Annotated in this window: 12 protein-coding genes and 2 tRNA genes; 1 reads left to right on the forward strand and 13 read right to left on the reverse strand. The window is 58.7% G+C overall.

Features of this window, described 5'->3' with window-relative positions; all coding sequences use genetic code 11:
- Positions 1-130: 130 nt before the first annotated feature.
- The 13 genes from ACQQCD_RS08660 to ACQQCD_RS08720 form a co-directional block, all read right to left on the reverse strand.
- Positions 131-781: an SDR family oxidoreductase gene (locus tag ACQQCD_RS08660; protein ID WP_430267989.1), complete on the reverse strand. Its 651-nt coding sequence runs from the start codon at positions 779-781 to the stop codon at positions 131-133.
- A gap of 103 nt (positions 782-884) precedes the next feature.
- Positions 885-2,456, reverse strand: a complete 1,572-nt coding sequence (locus ACQQCD_RS08665; RefSeq protein ID WP_430267990.1) for a Na+/H+ antiporter — start codon at positions 2,454-2,456, stop codon at positions 885-887.
- Positions 2,457-2,549: 93 nt separating this feature from the next.
- The gene (locus tag ACQQCD_RS08670) at positions 2,550-4,286 is read right to left on the reverse strand and encodes a glycoside hydrolase family 13 protein (RefSeq protein ID WP_430267991.1); all 1,737 of its coding nucleotides are present in this window, start codon (positions 4,284-4,286) and stop codon (positions 2,550-2,552) included.
- A gap of 14 nt (positions 4,287-4,300) precedes the next feature.
- Positions 4,301-4,717: a VOC family protein gene (locus ACQQCD_RS08675; RefSeq protein ID WP_430267992.1), complete on the reverse strand. Its 417-nt coding sequence runs from the start codon at positions 4,715-4,717 to the stop codon at positions 4,301-4,303.
- Between the two features lie 174 nt (positions 4,718-4,891).
- Positions 4,892-4,965: transfer RNA gene (locus ACQQCD_RS08680), tRNA-Met, on the reverse strand.
- 62 nt (positions 4,966-5,027) lie between these two features.
- A tRNA-Thr gene (locus ACQQCD_RS08685) sits at positions 5,028-5,099 on the reverse strand.
- Between the two features lie 229 nt (positions 5,100-5,328).
- Positions 5,329-7,470, reverse strand: coding sequence for a DEAD/DEAH box helicase (locus ACQQCD_RS08690; protein WP_430267993.1), 2,142 nt, complete (start codon positions 7,468-7,470; stop codon positions 5,329-5,331).
- A gap of 383 nt (positions 7,471-7,853) precedes the next feature.
- Positions 7,854-8,504 (reverse strand): MOSC domain-containing protein, encoded by a 651-nt coding sequence (locus ACQQCD_RS08695; protein WP_430267994.1) that lies wholly within the window; start codon positions 8,502-8,504, stop codon positions 7,854-7,856.
- A 28-nt stretch (positions 8,505-8,532) separates the two neighbouring features.
- On the reverse strand, positions 8,533-9,207 hold the full coding sequence (locus tag ACQQCD_RS08700) for a response regulator (RefSeq protein WP_430267995.1): 675 nt from the start codon (positions 9,205-9,207) through the stop codon (positions 8,533-8,535).
- Positions 9,204-10,634: a sensor histidine kinase gene (locus ACQQCD_RS08705; RefSeq protein WP_430267996.1), complete on the reverse strand. Its 1,431-nt coding sequence runs from the start codon at positions 10,632-10,634 to the stop codon at positions 9,204-9,206. The genes ACQQCD_RS08700 and ACQQCD_RS08705 overlap by 4 nt, the downstream gene beginning before the upstream one ends.
- Positions 10,635-10,690: 56 nt before the next feature.
- A complete protein-coding gene (locus ACQQCD_RS08710) occupies positions 10,691-11,968 on the reverse strand; it encodes a glycosyltransferase 87 family protein (RefSeq protein ID WP_430267997.1) in 1,278 nt (425 codons plus the stop codon).
- Between the two features lie 5 nt (positions 11,969-11,973).
- Positions 11,974-13,146: a cystathionine gamma-synthase gene (locus ACQQCD_RS08715; RefSeq protein ID WP_430267998.1), complete on the reverse strand. Its 1,173-nt coding sequence runs from the start codon at positions 13,144-13,146 to the stop codon at positions 11,974-11,976.
- Between the two features lie 55 nt (positions 13,147-13,201).
- Positions 13,202-14,587: a cystathionine beta-synthase gene (locus ACQQCD_RS08720; RefSeq protein WP_430267999.1), complete on the reverse strand. Its 1,386-nt coding sequence runs from the start codon at positions 14,585-14,587 to the stop codon at positions 13,202-13,204.
- A gap of 84 nt (positions 14,588-14,671) precedes the next feature.
- Between ACQQCD_RS08720 and ACQQCD_RS08725 the strand changes: the two genes are divergently transcribed.
- Positions 14,672-15,835, forward strand: a complete 1,164-nt coding sequence (locus tag ACQQCD_RS08725) for an SLC13 family permease (protein ID WP_430268123.1) — start codon at positions 14,672-14,674, stop codon at positions 15,833-15,835.
- Positions 15,836-15,878: the final 43 nt, after the last annotated feature.

Below are 15,878 nucleotides of genomic sequence, written 5' to 3' on the forward strand. Positions count from 1 at the left end.
TCCGAGTCCGCACTGTGCCAAAGTTTCGCCCGTAAGGTGAGCAGAACAATATGAACACAACCCGTGCCGTGCGGTTTTGTTACAGTTCTGCGTCTTCTAGATCACAGTGTCTTGTAGACATAAGTGTGAATTAGAGAGCTGCGTCGATTTCCTCAGCACCGTCAACGAATTCGATGGTGCGGTGAATCGTGTCCGGGCGCTGGACCACAGCAGCCACCACCAGTGCAACGTTTTCGCGCGAGACGCTTCGCTGGGCCGGAGTGCTATCAACAACTGTGATTTTCGCCGTCGCACTTTCCTCGGTGAGCGCCCCGGGGCCCAAGACCGTCCAATCCAAATCTGTGGCCCGTAGGTATGCGTCGGCGGCTGCCTTGGACTCGGCGTAGGCAAAGAAGCTGTCCTCCGGCGGCACGCCATGGTTTGGGCCTGCCCCGAGGTAGGAGACCATAACGTAACGCTTGACGCCTGCAGCTTTCGCGGCGTCCATCGAGCGGATTGCCGCGTCACGGTCCACTGCGTAGGTGCGTTCCGGAGCACCCCCACCGGCGCCGGCAGACCATACAACGGCGTCGAATCCCTTAATTGCCTCGGCGATCTGCTCCGTGGTGGAGTTTTCAACGTCCAAAACCACGGGAGTAGCACCCACAGCGGTGATGTCATCACTTTGCTCCGGTTTACGGATAAAGGACGTTACATTCACACCGCTATCTTCGCCACTTAGTACACGCGCCACATGTAGCGCTACTTTTCCATGTCCGCCAATAATCGCAATTGAAGTCATGGTTCCAGCATTGCACTGCTCCCCCGGGGCTTGGCCAGTGATCTAGCCACAAGCGAACACGGGAATAGCCCGAAATTGCACTGTCAGAGACAAAGGCTCCCAGCTACTCCGGCATAATCATGGTGCGCAGATCAAGCTGACGCAGCACTCGGTCAGCGACTTCCGGGTCAACGTCAAGCTCGTTTCGCGCGGCCAAAACCTCTTGACGGGCGGCATCAAGAGCGATGGTTTGCACGGCGATAGCCAGCTCCCGGCCCCGCTGAATCTGTTCCTTGACTGGTTCGCTGCGAAGACTACCGTCCAACAATTCAGCGTGGAGACGGTGCATCTTTTCCTTAACCAGCTCTTTTTTCTCTTGTGGAAGAGCACCAATCAATTCACTGCTTTTGAGCGCCGCCATGGCCGCGGACTGTGCCCGGTGAGCCAACACTCGGGCAGATTCGCGCTCCTCTGAGCCGTCCTCTTGAGCCTTCAAAACACGCATCAACGCGGGCAGCGTCAAGCCCGGAATAACCAGGGTGGCCATCAGAACGGCACAGGCCACCACAATCATTTCGTGCCGGCCGGGGAAGTCTTGGCCGTTCGCGAGCGTCTGCGGCAAGGCCAGCGCCAAGGCCAAGGTGGCCAGCCCGCGCATACCGCACCAGCTCAGGATCAGTACCTCTTTAGCGGAGCGAGGCTGCCATGCGTCGTCCCGCCGCCGGGCAGAAACAGCGAGCAACCACAGCCACGCAAAACGCACAGCGATCACTAGGACACAAATGGCCACGGAGAAGCCGATCATGCCAAAAATCCCGGCCCCCTCGTCACGAACCACTTGCCGAATTTCCAGACCCACCAGCCCAAAAGCGAGCCCCGTGACAAGCAGCTCCACAACATCCCAGAAAGCGGTGCGGGTAATACGCTCCGCGGCGTCCTCCGGGCGGGCGTGGCGTTTGAGTTCCAAGGCCACCACCACCACGGCAATAACACCAGAAGCATGCACTTCTTCAGCCAAAATGTACGCTGCGAATGGGACCACCAAGGTGATGGCGCTCCGAGCAACCATGGAGGTGACAAGTTTGGTGATCAGCGAAGTCGCCCAGGCCATAACAACACCGACGGCCACTGCAAGCACGGCGCCGAGCAAAAATTGCAGGACCACTCCCCAGCCAAGTTGTGTCTGGTTGGTGGCAGCAGCCACGGCGGCCTGAAAGATCACAATGGCTGCGGCGTCATTAAACAGCCCCTCGCTTTGCAACACGGTGGTCAATCGGCGGGGCATGTGAACCCGCCCAGCCACCGACTCCACAGCTACCGGATCCGGCGGGGCCACCATTGCTCCGAGCGCGATGGCGGCGGGGATACCGATACCGGGGATCAGCAGCCAGGCTGCACCGGCAACTACCGCCGTGGTAGCCACCACAAGTCCGACGGCGAGCATCAGCAGCGTCCGCCAACGCACCTTAAACACTGCCCAAGAGCTACGTTGCGCTGTGGCATACAACAACGGTGGCAGAAACACCGGCAAGATCAGTTCAGGATCAAACTCAAAATCAGGGAACCCCGGAACAAAAGTCAGCCCGGCGGCGAGGATCAGCATCAGCACCGGGTACGGCAATTTGAGGCGATCCCCCAGACCCACTGCAATGACCGTTGCCGTAAGAAGTCCGATGATCAAAGCGAGTTGGTCCATGGAGCTATTCTCCTGCACTGCTCTCAACTAGTGGCACTTTCACAGCTGAGGGATTACCCGTTGCGAAGGTGCCACAGTTTTAACGTCTAGAAACTAGGGCATCAGCCACACAGTGGTGTTGGCTGGCAGTTGGCCGTTAGTCACCGGTGCTGAACTGACCGCAATGTCACCTTCCGGGAGTGCTACAGGCGCGGTTCCGAAGTTGGTGACACACTGCCACCCGTTGGGCCGCGTGAAGTGCAAAACGTCAGGGCTGCTGCTGGGGAGCCACTCCAGTTTTTCCTCGGACTGAAGCTGAGACCGGAGCTTTAGTGCTTTGCGGTATAGCTCGAGGGTAGAGCCTTCCACACCGTCTTGGGATTGCACGGAGTAGTCAGCAAACCAATGTGGTTGCGGCAAATGCGAGCAGCCGTCACCAAAACCAAAGGAGCTTCCGGTACTAGTCCATGGCAGTGGGACACGGCAACCGTCGCGGCCAACGTCCACACCCTTGTTGCGGAAGAAAGCCGGGTCTTGGCGTGCAGAATCAGGAATCTCAGAACCGACTTCCTGCAAACCGAGTTCCTCCCCTTGGTACAGATAGGCGGAACCAGGCAGGGCGAGCATCAGCAAGGAGGCCGCACGCGCCCGGCGCAAACCCAGCTCGGCGTTCACATCTTCACGCAGGCCCCCGTCTAGAAGCCAGCGTTTGCCAACTTGTCCAGACATAATTTCGGTTTCGGACCCGGAGGGCTCAGACCCAGCGGATTCAGCTAAGCCGTAGCGGGTGGCGTGCCGAACGACGTCGTGATTTGAAAAGACCCAGGTGGACGAGGCACCCGAGGCTTGGGCGTCCGCGAGGTTTTTGCTGATGATTTCTTTGAACTCATTGGCGTCAAAGTTGGCCTGCAAGAGGTCAAAGTTAAACGCTTGCCCCAGACCTTCCGGGCTCGCATAGCGGGCACGACGGTCTGTGTGCACCCATGCCTCAGCCACAGCGGTGCGAGGCGGATTGTATTCATTGAACAGCTTGCGCCACTCGGTGTAAATCTCGTGGACGTCGTCGCGGTCCCAAAACGGGTGGGTGCCATCTACAAAGCCGTCGGCGCCGTGTGATTTAGCCTCAAGCTGGGCCTTGCTGGGTAGCGGTGCAGAAAGGTCCTTGACTAGGGCGTGAGCTACGTCGATGCGGAATCCATCAACGCCACGGTCAGACCAGAACCGTAAGGTTTTGAGGAAGTCTTCACGCACTTCAGGATTGTCCCAGTTAAAGTCCGGCTGCTCCTTGGCGAAAATGTGCATGTACCACTGCCCCGGAGTTCCATCAGGTTCAACAATCCGTTCCCAGGCTGGGCCGCCAAAGACTGAGTCCCAGTCGGCCGGCGGCACATCACCATGGGGACCCAGCCCATCACGAAAAATGTAGCGGTCACGGGCAGCAGAGTTTTTGGGCGAGGCGAGGGCTTCTTGAAACCACTCGTGTCTGTCCGATGAGTGGTTGGGCACAATGTCCACGATGAGTTTGATGCCTGCCTCGTGCAAGGCGGCAGCCATCTCGTCAAAGTCCGCCAGAGTGCCCAACTTTGAGTCAACGTCGCGGTAATTGTCCACATCGTAGCCGCCGTCTGCCAAAGCCGAAGGGTAAAACGGACTCAACCATACGGCGTCGATCCCTAGCTCTTTCAAGTACGGAACCCGCGAAGTGATGCCCTTGATGTTGCCGATGCCATCTGCATTTGAGTCGGCAAAGCTACGCGGGTAAATCTGGTAAACGGAGGCTTGGCGCCACCACGTTGGCGAGGACATCCGATCGGAATCGGAACGTTCTGGCAAAGAAGCGGGAGTGGACAAGATGTTTCCTTTTACTAGTTGCTAGTTGACGTTGTTGCTGCTTCGTAGCCGATGAGCCAACGGAGTCCGTACGTGTCGGTTACTTGACCGTCTGAACCGCCCCAAGGGCGCACCACTAGCGGGTCAAGCGTCGAACCGCCCTCGGCGAGCTTGTTGAACCACTCATGAAGGACTTCCGGTTCCGCCGTACCTAAGAGCGAGAGCAACAAGCCCTCAACCCGGACACTTGCCTCGCCTTCGGCAGCATCAGAGCCAGAGATTGAAATAGGGCCCCGAAGTTCACCGTGTGCAATTGCTGTGGGCGGGCCATCCGTGCGGTTGAACTCTTCGTAAGTGAAGAGGGCAAGCTCGCCGCCGAAGATGCCCTGATAGAAAGTCAGAGCCTCGGCGGCAGTACCGGGGAAGCTGATGTACACAACTGGTGCAGTCATAACAAGGATTCCTAGAGCTAGAAGACAGGATGACGGTTCAGCTCCTAGCCTGAAGCGCCTAGCCACAAATGTCTAGGACCGCGCGGCAAACCCTGGCACAAGCGCAGGACGACGACGGGTGGTGAAGAAACGAAAAAATCCCCGGAACCACTAGGGTCCCGGGGATTTTGCCTGTAGCGGCGGGGAGGCTCGATCTCCCGACCTCACGATTATGAGTCGTGCGCTCTAACCAACTGAGCTACGCCGCCACGAATGAGGAAAGCCTGTGTCAAGCCGGTCAAAAACCGCCTTGACACAGGCCCTCATTCAGAGCCCCCCACCGGAATCGATCCGGTGACCTCGTTCTTACCAAGAACGCGCTCTACCACTGAGCTAGGGGGGCAACGAGTAAATACTTTACCGGATGTTTGGCAGTGCAACAAATCGAGAAGTGCCCATTTGGCCCTGAATATCGCGCAGATCACATCACAACCATTCCGGAGACATTTTCTACCCATTCCGGGGCACAAACCGGCGCAAAAACAAGGGCACAAAAAAGCGGGAGTGCACTGCCAAAGGTGCACTCCCGCTTTTAGGACTCGAAGCTATTTCAGCTTAGAAAGAATCAAGAATTACCACTTATTGCGGCCAGCGAAACCGCCCTGACCTTCTTGACGGGGCTTGCGGGCTCCGCCGTAACCACCACGGTCGCCACCGCTGTAACCGCCGCGCTCGCCGCCACGGTTTTCGCGGTCGCCATAGCCACCGGCGCTACGCTCGGAACGATCGCTGTAGGAGCGGCCGCCACGATCGGCAGAGCTACGCTCGCCATCGTTTTTGCGGAAGTCCTTTTTGAAGCCGCCGTTGCCCTTGAAGTGTCCACCACCGCGGTTATCGCGGCCGCCCTGGTAGGCTGCACGCTCGCCGGAAGGCTTGCGTCCATTGTCCAGTTCGAGGTGAATCAGCTCGCCACCAATACGGGTGCGGGACAGTGCGCGCAACTGCTCTTGGCTCAGGTCAGCCGGCAGTTCCACCAGAGTGTGGTCAGCGCGGATGTCAATGCCACCGATCTGAGCGGAAGAAAGGCCACCTTCATTGGCGATGGCGCCAACGATCGAGCCCGGCATCACGCGCTGGCGACGGCCAACGGCGATGCGGTAGGTGGCATTGCCCTCGGTCAAGGTGCGGGTCGGGCCGCGTGAGCCGAAACCGTCCTTGGAGCGCTCGCGCTTCTGGAATTCCGGTGCCGCCGGGAGATCCTTGACCAAAAGCGGCTGACCGCCCTGAGCCATTACAGCCAATGCTGCGGCGATCTCGGCAGCAGGTACGCCGTGCTCTTCTTCGTAAGAGGAGATGAGATCGCGGAACATCGAAACATCTTGAGATTCAAGCGTCTCGGTGATGCGCTCCGCGAACTTACCCAAACGCAAGGTGTTCACAGTCTCGGCGGTGGGCAAGTGCATCTGCTCAACGGGCTGGCGGGTGGCCTTCTCGATGGAGCGGAGCAAGTACTTCTCACGAGGAGTCATAAAGAGGATCGCGTCACCGGAGCGGCCAGCGCGGCCCGTACGGCCAATGCGGTGCACGTAGGACTCGGTGTCGTGAGGAATGTCGTAGTTGATGACGTGACTGATGCGCTCAACGTCAAGACCACGAGCTGCGACGTCGGTAGCAACGAGGATGTCGATGCGACCTTCCTTGAGCGCGTCAACCGTGCGCTCGCGCTGCTGCTGCGGAATGTCACCGTTGATCGCTGCTGCCTGGAAACCGCGTGACTTGAGCTTGTCAGCCAAGTCCTCGGTAGCCATCTTGGTACGCACGAAGGCGATAACGCCGTCGAACTCTTCAACCTCGAGGATGCGGGTCAGCGCGTCCAGCTTGTGCGGGCCCATAACCTGCAAGTACCGCTGGCGTGTGTTGGCACCGGTGGTGGTCTTGGACTTGACCGAGATCTCCGCGGGGTTGTTCAAGTACTGCTTGGACATCCGGCGGATCTGGCCCGGCATGGTTGCAGAGAACAACGCAACCTGACGGTCAGAGGGGGTCTGCTGGAAGATCTGCTCAACGTCTTCAGCGAAGCCCATACGGAGCATCTCGTCAGCCTCATCCAATACCAAGTACTGGAGTTCGGAAAGGTCCAAAGAACCCTTGGAGATGTGGTCAATGACGCGGCCCGGGGTACCAACAACAACCTGAGCACCGCGGCGCAAACCAGCGAGCTGAGGTCCGTATGCGGAACCACCGTAAACCGGAAGAACAGTGAAGTCATCGATGTGCTTGGCGTAGGAGGTGAACGCCTCGGCTACCTGGAGTGCAAGCTCACGGGTAGGCGCTAGAACCAGCGCCTGGGTCTTGCGGGAGGGACCGTTGAGGTCGTGAAGTTCAGCCAAGCGGGACAGTGCCGGTACCGCGAAAGCTGCAGTCTTACCGGTACCGGTCTGAGCCAAACCAACAACGTCGCGGCCTTCGAGCAGCAACGGAATGGTGGCTGCCTGAATGGGTGAAGGCTTCTCGTATCCAACATCTTGCAAAGCGGCGAGAACGCGGCCGTCGATGCCCAGGTCGGCGAACTTCACGCCTTCTTCTTCGAGCTCAACAGCAGGCGCTGCGGCTTCCTTTGGAGCTTCCTTAACGAATGCTTCTTCCGCGGGAGCTTCAACAGCTGCTTCTGCAGCATCAGTGTTGGTGTTTTCGCTGGTCACAGTCGCATCGACGGTTTCTACAGCTTCAACGGATTCGTTGGATTCGGTGGTTTCAGTAAAGTTTTGGGGCATGGGGAATAGTCCTCATTCGTAGGCCAGGCGGCGCTACTCAGGCAAGAGCTGAGCCGCATTACAAAAGCCAAAGTCGTCTGACTCGGCATAGTGAAACCCGGCGCTATTCCAATCCCATGGCAAGGCTTCTCGCTGCATCGTACGGCTGCTATCCCAGCAGTCTGTACAGCGTTTTCTTCCAGGACTTTGATTCCTGGCCGGCTCTTCCCAAATGAAACGCCCGCACACAAATTGCGGGCCCCAACTCGTACCAGTCCTGCCTCAAACATTGGGCAGAATAAAGGGAATACCGGAAGTGGGGGATGCTTCAATCATAATGCATCCGCCGCCTTGACCGGAACTTAATTTTCGACGACGGTCGGTGAGCTTGCGCACACCCTCACCTAGGTGAGGCGCTGCTCGAGCTTTTCGAATTTTCCCGGAAGATCCTCGTGGAGTACCAGCTCACCGTCAGCGGCAGCGTCCCGGAGTGCTTCAACGTCATTCAAGTCCGGAGAGCTGAACCATTTGCCAATGGTTACCCCGTGGCTGGGGACAAAAAGCTGGTGGATTTGGTCCCCAGCGGTGATTTGACCGGTTTTGAGCACACGAAGATAGCAGCCTACTAAACCCGCCTCGGTAAAACGCTTGACCCAATGCGGCTCGTCCAGCCAGCGCTGAAAGGTGGCGCACGGTGTTCGCGGGCCGGTGACTTCCACTTCTACATCCGGGCCAATCCGCCAACGCTCCCCGATCACGGCTCCGGTGGTTTCAATTCCGTCCACCCGCAAGTTCTCGCCAAAAATCCCCGCCGGAAGCTCCCTGCCCAGCCTGCGCTCCCACTCTTCCGCTTCCGCTTGTGAATAGGCATAGAGGGCCTGGTCCGGGCCACCGTGGTGCTGACGGTCTGCCTGAATATCCGCATAGATGCCCAGCCGATTGACTTTAACCGGTCCCTCAACGGGGTGTTTGTCGATGGCTGTGATTCCTACGTTTCCCGGATCCTGGCGCAATTGCTGGACCCGGCAGACTGCAAGAAGGGTGGCAGTTTTCATACGCAAAGCTTACGGCTGTAGCGAGAATTTAGGGATCAAAACGGTAGCCCATACCCGCCTCGGTATGAAGGTGCCGGGGCGCGGACGGGTCAGCTTCGAGTTTGCGACGCAATTGAGCCATATATACACGTAAGTATTGTGTTTCCTTCGCGTAGGCCTGCCCCCACACTTGGACCAAGAGCTGCTGCTGAGTCACAAGCTTGCTTTGATTCCTCACCAGAATTTCTAGGATGCTCCACTCGGTGGGCGTCAGGCGAACAGGTTCATCACCCTTGGTAACTTTGCGAGCGGCCAGGTCCACCACAAACTCGGCGGTAGTCACCGAAGGAACACCCGGTTCCGCTTCCGAACGGCGTGCCGCAGCACGCAAGCGGGCTAATAGTTCGTCCAGTCCAAAGGGTTTGGTGATGTAGTCGTCAGCTCCGGCGTCGAGCGCCTCCACTTTGTCCTCAGAACCGTGCCGGGCGGACAACACCAGAATGGGCACTTGGCTCCAGCTGCGCAACCGCCGAATGACTTCGATTCCATCCATGTCCGGCAGGCCCAAGTCCAAAACCACCATGGCGGGCGGGTCCGCTTGGGCTTCGGCAAGCGCTGCTTCACCGCTGGCGGCCAGAGTGGGAGCGTAGCCGTGGGCGCGTAAGTTGATTTTCAGCGCGCGGCCAATCCCGCCTTCGTCCTCAACAATAAGTACCTTGATCATTCGCTGGCCTCTGCGTCTAGGTTTTGTACCGGCGGCTCGTATAGCGGCAGGGTCAGGGTCACCGTCAGCCCGCCGCCCGGCGTCGGCTCGGCACCAAGTGTGCCTCCCATTGCTTCGCTGAGTCCCTTGGCAACGGCGAGCCCAAGGCCCAAACCGTGCGCGGCGCCGTCGTCCAATCTTTGGAAGGGGCGGAACATCACGTGAAGCTTTTCCGGATCAACCCCAGTACCGTGATCGGCGATGATTAACTGCGCCGCAGGGCTGCCCTCGGCTGACCTCCCGGCCACGTCACGAATTTCGATGGCTTGACCCGGCGCGTATTTAAGCGCATTTTCTAACAAGTTAGCCACCACTCGTTCGAGCATCCCGATGTCTGCCAGCACCGGCGTCGCTGCGGGGCTAAGTTCGATGTGGATAGTGCTGGTGTCTAAACCACGCATTGCCTCAGGCAGGGAATCAGCCCACATCACTGGGGCTAGAAGTGGGGTGGCGGAATCGGCGCTGAGTCTGGACATATCCAGCAGGTTGCCCACCAGATGGTCCAGCCGGTCAGCATAATCTTCGATGGTCTCGAGCAGTTCGCTCCGATCCTCGGCTGGCAGCTCAACACCGGGCTGCCGCAGACTACTGACCGCGAGTTTGATCCCCGAGAGCGGAGTGCGCAAGTCATGCGAGACGGCCCGCAAAATGGCTGTGCGCATGGAATTACCTTCTTCGAGCCGAGCATTATCCTGCTGGGTTTGAACCAGTTCACGCCGTTCCCGTATGGCCACCAAGTAAGCGCCGAAGGCATTAAGCAGCCGCTGTTGCGCCGGGCCCGGTGCCGTGCCGCGCAACAGCAGCGTGTATTGAGAGTCGACGACGGCGGTACTGTCCGCGGAGGCGTGCGTCATCGGCGGGTTCTCACCGGAACTCGCCAAGACTTTCCAATGGCCCTCCCCCGTGTTCAGTTGTTTGAGCAAGGTGATAGCTGGGACGTTGAGAGCATCACGAACCCGGTCCAAAAATGCTGAGAGAGTTCCTCCACTGGCCAGAATCTGGAGGGCCAGCTCACTGAGGGAGTGCGCTTCTTTGCTAGCTGCTTGGGCTTGGATGGCTCGGCGCCTTGCCGTTCCTACAGCAACAGCCATGGAGCAGGCTACGGCGAGGAACATCACGAGGGTAAAGAGTGTGGACGGGTCTGCGATGGAAAAGGTGTGGACGGGCACGGCCGAGAAGTAGTTCAGCAGCAGAAAGCCCAGGATGGAGGCCACCACTGCGGCCCATACTCCCCCAATGGCGGCAACTGTCACTGCCGCGGCCAAGTGCAAAAGCATCACAATGTTGAAATTGCGATAGTTGGCAGCGGACACAGCTAGTTCAACTGTCGCCGGGAGCACCAGCGCTAGGACCAGGCCACCCCAGCGCCGGTTGAAGAGGGAACGCATGTTCTCAGTGTCCCAGTTCATGACGTGCAGCAGTTCAGCAAGTGCGGCAATTCAGGCTACGCAGTGGCCTGAACCGCGGCCCGGCCCAGCGGTCGGTACGCGATGAACCAATAAATCAGCATGGCGATGCCGCACAAGACTCCTGGACTCGAGGCCATCAACTGCCATTGCGTCTGAGGATCTTTGCCCCACTCGCGCGCACCAGCCATCATGGTCAGGTACTTCGGCGTCAGGTAAAACACCACTGTTGTGACCGAAAGGATGATCCATCCTGCAATGCGCATTCCGCCGCGGCGGGCAGGCATACGGTGCATGGCAAAGCCCATCGAGGGCAACGCCACAGCAATCCACACCCAGTGGTGGGACCACGAAACCGGGCTGATCAGGAGCATCAAAAGAGCGGTGGCGGAGACTGCCACAAAGTTTTCCCGTGCGGCGAGGGCCCGGTGTATCACCAATGCGGCAAGAACAGTCAAGGCGATGGCAATGAGCATCCATAACGCGCTGGTCAGCCCAGAATCAGGCAGGCCCAAGTGCAAAAGCAGACCCTTGACGGAGAGATTATCCATGTAGGCCGGGCCACCGATGCGGCCCGTGTCAGGAAGAATTTTGGTCCAGAACGTCAGCGACGCATTCGGAATAATCGCCCAAGCCAGTGCAATGGAGCCAAAGAAACCGGTGGCCATCCAGCCGAGTGCTTTAAAGTCTCGCCGGACTAAAAAGTACAAACCAAAAGCCAGCGGAGTCAGTTTGATACCAGCGGCTATACCGATCAGGAGTCCGGCCGGCCAACGGAAAGTCCGCCCCTGAGCGCTCCGAGACAAGACCTTGTTGTACAGGGCAAAGTCGGCCAGGATCAGCCCCATCAAAATGATGTTGATCTGGCCAAAGTCAAAGGTGTCCCGCCAAGGTCCCAAGAGCAGGACTGCCGCAGCACCGCCCAAGGCAGCTGTCCGGAATCGCCAGTCGGTAACAGCGGTCCGCCACGTGCGGTAGCCAAAAAGGTGCCGCGACAGCCACGCTGAAACCACTAAAGCGCCCACCAGCGCGGCGCTAGTGAACACCACAATTCCAGCACCAAAACCGATGCTCGCAAGCCCGGCAAATAGCAGCGCCGCGAACGGTGGGTAGGTAAAGGGCAACCCTTCGCGCGGGGCGTACAACCCACTGACAGCGGACTCGCCTTGTTCAAGGACGCGGCTGCCGCCGTAGAAGTACACCTCAAAGTCGTTCATCAACGGGATGTATGCGGTGTACAAAAATCGCAGCGCCAAATAGATGGCAATTGCCCCGGCTGCAGTCGCGAGCCAGCCCCGCGCGGTAGAGGATTTCAACGTTTCTAGTTACCGATCGCTTTGAAAGCCTGCTCAAGGTCTGCGATCAGATCTGCTGATTCCTCAATGCCGCATGAGAGCCGCAAGAGGTTCTCAGGGACAGCCAATTCAGTGCCCTTGACGGACGCGTGAGTCATTTCAGAGGGGTAGTTCACCAAAGACTCGATGCCGCCCAAGGACTCAGCCAGAGTGAACACACGAGTGGCCTCGGCTACCTTGCGGGCAGCGGCTTCGCCACCCTTGAACTGCACCGAGACCATACCGCCGAACTTCTTCATCTGCTTTTTAGCCAGCTCGTGTCCGGGGTGGCTCGGCAGGCCCGGGTACAGCACTGCTTCAACCTCCGGCTGATCGAGCAACCATTCGGCTACAGCTTGACCGTTCTCCGAATGACGATCCATACGGACACCAAGGGTTTTCAGGCCGCGCGTGGTGAGGAAGGCATCCATCGGTCCTGACACGGCACCGGCAGCGAACTGCATAAACTGCACCTTTTCTGCCAGCTCAGCATCGTTGAGGACCACGGCGCCCCCCACCACATCAGAGTGCCCACCGATGTACTTCGTGGTGGAGTGAACCACCACGTCGGCGCCTAAGGCGAGCGGGTTCTGCAAATAGGGAGACGCGAAGGTGTTGTCCACGACCAGGTGGGCACCGGCGTCGTGCGCTACTTTGGCGAGCGCCTCGATGTTGGTGATTTTCATCATCGGGTTCGACGGCGTCTCCACCCAAACCAGCCGGACCTTCCCTGCCGCTTGGGCCACGGCAGCCGCGGTTGCCTCGAGGTTGGACATATCAACGGCGCTGTGGCCGATGCCCCATTCGGAGTGAATACGGCTGATCAGCCGGTACGTTCCGCCGTAAGCGTCGTTGCCCAAAACAATGTGATCCCCCGGACGGCAGAGGGCACGAATCAACGAATCCTCCGCTGCTAAGCCCGAGCCGAAGGAATAGGCGTGGTTTCCACCTTCAACTGCAGCGAGCTGCTCTTGCAGAGCGTCACGGGTGGGGTTTCCGCCACGGCCGTATTCGTAACCGTCACGCAGCCCACCAATTCCGTCTTGGGCGTAGGTGGAGGAGAAATGCAATGGTGGCACAACGGCACCGGTACGCGGCTCAAAAGCTTGGCCAGCGTGCACGGCGGTGGTGTTGAATCCTGCGTTCTCTGGAACAGTCATGGCAGTCCTTTCGCTGATGCTCGCTGTAAACCGCGAGCGCCGAGGTGGGTGAGTGTTAGTGGCTGAGGTAGCCGAGCAGATCGTGGCGGGTCACAATGCCCACAGGTGCGCCCACAAAGGTGACCATCACAGTGTCTGCTTCGGAGAGGAGCTCGCGGGCCGTGGCGATCGATTCCAATGAACCAATCACCGGCAAGCGCTCCCCCATGTGTTCGGATATTTTGTCCGTGAGCTGGGCTTCACCGCGAAAGAGTTTGCTGGTCAGGGTGCGCTCATCCACTGAGCCAAGGACTTCACCCATAACTACTGGCGGTTCTTGGGAGAGCACGGGGATGTGGCTCACGCCGTATTCGTTCATGATGTTGATAACGTCACGGACGGTTTCATTCGGGTGAATGTGAACAAGGTCCGGCATTCCGCCAGTCTTGTATTCAAGGACCGATCCAACGGTGTCCTCTTCACCACCGGGCAAAAAGCCGTAAGAACGCATCCACTGATCATTGAAAATCTTGCCCAGGTAGCCGCGGCCGGAATCCGGCAGGATGACCACAACAATGGCGTCTTCTGGCAAGTCCTTAGCCGCTTCAAGGGCCGCGACCACGGCCATCCCTGAGGATCCGCCAACCAGCAGGCCTTCTTCGCGGGCCAGACGCCGAGTCATCACAAAGGAATCAGAATCGCTGACGGCGATCACTTGATCCGGGACTGTTTTGTCATAGTTTTCTGGCCAGATGTCCTCACCAACCCCCTCAACAAAATAGGGCCGGCCAGTTCCTCCGGAGTACACGGAACCTGTGGGGTCGGCGCCGATAATTTTCACAACGCCGCCTTCAGACTCCGGGCGGTCAGCAGAAACATCCTTGAGGTAGCGTCCCGTGCCGGTGATGGTGCCACCGGTTCCGGCGCCAATCACCACATGGGTGACTTTGCCGTCCGTGTCATTCCAAATCTCCGGCCCGGTGCTCTCATAGTGGCTGCCCGGTGCTGCCGGGTTAGAGAACTGATCGGGTTTGTAGGCGCCGGGAATTTCGCGGACTAAGCGGTCTGAAACGCCGTAGTAGCTTTGGGGGCTGTCTGGGGCTACCGATGTTGGCGTCACCACAACTTCTGCCCCGTAGGCCGCGAGGACTGCGCGTTTGTCTTCGCCCACCTTGTCAGGGACCACAAAAATGCACTTGTAGCCCTTTTGCTGTGCCACAAGTGCCAGCCCAACCCCGGTGTTGCCCGAGGTGGGTTCCACAATGGTTCCGCCGGGCTGTAGTTTGCCGGATTTTTCCGCGTCCTCGATCATCTTGACCGCGATCCGGTCCTTTATGGAGCCTCCCGGGTTGATGTATTCAAGCTTAACCAGAACGGTTGCTTTGATGCCTTCGTTGACGTGGTTGAGCTTGATCAGCGGGGTGTTTCCAATGAGGTCCAGAACGGACTCGGCGTACTTCATGGTTCCAACTTTATCCGCTGGGCACTGAGCTCCACCCTGCGGTGCGAAGATAGTGCGGTGCGGCTTCCACACCTATCTCCGGCTTTGCGGCCTTTTTTGTTACCCGTACTGTTCCTAGTGCTGGGTTTGTTGTGCCTTGTTACCGGGCTCTTGCCTGCGAAATCGGCTTCCGAGCTTGCCGACCGTACTGTTCCGGTGCTCACTTTTGTGGTGGCTATGACAATCGTCACGGAACTCGCTGACGACGCCGGATTGTTCCGTTGGGCGAGCTCGCGGATGGCCCGCTTGGGCCGGCACAGTGTGGTGCGGCTGTGGTTGTTAAGCATCGGTTTGGCGTCTGTGATCACCCTGTTTTTCTCGCTGGACACCACAGCGGTACTGGTGACACCCGTCGTCGTTCTGTTGGCTTTGCACGCGAAAATTCCGCCACTACCTTTCGCCCTCACCACCATCTGGTTGGCGAATACTGTTTCTCTCCTGCTGCCGGTCTCCAATTTGAGTAATCTTTTGGCCCAGCAGCACACCGGGCTGACACCTGCTGCCTTTGCTGGGCTGATGTGGGCTCCGGCTTTGGTTGCTTTGTTGGTGCCGGTGCTGCTGCTGTGGGTGATGTTCCGGAAGCAATTGCGCGGCACCTATGCCCTCGCCAGCACTGACGCTGCCGGGGATAAACTCCTTTTGCTCGCTGCTGCGGGTGTGGTTGTGGTGCTGTTGCCGCTGCTGGTTTCGGGGCTCCCGGTCCAATGGCCAGCTCTGGGTGCTGCTGTGGTGCTTTTGGTGTTTTATCTGTGGCGCAGGCCGCACGTTCTGAGGATTTCCATGCTTCCGTGGAAACCGCTGATGCTGACGACGGGGCTGTTTATGGTGGTCGAAACCCTGCACGCTCAAGGGCTTGCCGAGCTGCTTTTGCGGCAAGTGATTCCCGGTGATGGTTTGGCCCCGCTCGTGCAGTTGGCAGCGTTGGGGACCGGAAGCGCCAATCTGGCCAACAACCTGCCCGCCTATTTGGCACTGGAGCCTGCCGCCGGTTCCCCACTCCGGTATGCGGCTTTATTGATCGGCGTCAACGTTGGCCCGCTGATTACACCGTGGGCTTCCCTGGCAACGCTGCTCTGGCACGAACGGCTAGCTGTGCTGGGGGTTCGAGTTCGGTGGAGCGGATTTGCTGTGGCCGGCATTGTGGCAGTGGTGATAACAATTCCCTTGGCAGTGTTCGCCTTGTGGTTGAGCGCCGGAATGCCTGCCTAGAACTTCCCTGGGCTTTATGTCAGTGCGGCGTGGGAGCATTAAG

It is taken from the genome of Pseudarthrobacter sp. J1763 (genome assembly GCF_050490295.1).
GTDB lineage: Bacteria > Actinomycetota > Actinomycetes > Actinomycetales > Micrococcaceae > JBNPEO01.

Excerpts from the sequence above, each read along its gene's own strand:
- ACQQCD_RS08660 (WP_430267989.1), bottom strand. The coding sequence starts at position 781 with ATGACTTCAATTGCGATTATTGGCGGACATGGAAAAGTAGCGCTACAT.
- ACQQCD_RS08665 (WP_430267990.1), bottom strand. The coding sequence starts at position 2,456 with ATGGACCAACTCGCTTTGATCATCGGACTTCTTACGGCAACGGTCATT.
- ACQQCD_RS08675 (WP_430267992.1), bottom strand. The coding sequence starts at position 4,717 with ATGACTGCACCAGTTGTGTACATCAGCTTCCCCGGTACTGCCGCCGAG.
- ACQQCD_RS08690 (WP_430267993.1), bottom strand. The coding sequence starts at position 7,470 with ATGCCCCAAAACTTTACTGAAACCACCGAATCCAACGAATCCGTTGAA.
- ACQQCD_RS08695 (WP_430267994.1), bottom strand. The coding sequence starts at position 8,504 with ATGAAAACTGCCACCCTTCTTGCAGTCTGCCGGGTCCAGCAATTGCGC.
- ACQQCD_RS08700 (WP_430267995.1), bottom strand. The coding sequence starts at position 9,207 with ATGATCAAGGTACTTATTGTTGAGGACGAAGGCGGGATTGGCCGCGCG.
- ACQQCD_RS08705 (WP_430267996.1), bottom strand. The coding sequence starts at position 10,634 with ATGCGTTCCCTCTTCAACCGGCGCTGGGGTGGCCTGGTCCTAGCGCTG.
- ACQQCD_RS08715 (WP_430267998.1), bottom strand. The coding sequence starts at position 13,146 with ATGACTGTTCCAGAGAACGCAGGATTCAACACCACCGCCGTGCACGCT.
- ACQQCD_RS08720 (WP_430267999.1), bottom strand. The coding sequence starts at position 14,587 with ATGAAGTACGCCGAGTCCGTTCTGGACCTCATTGGAAACACCCCGCTG.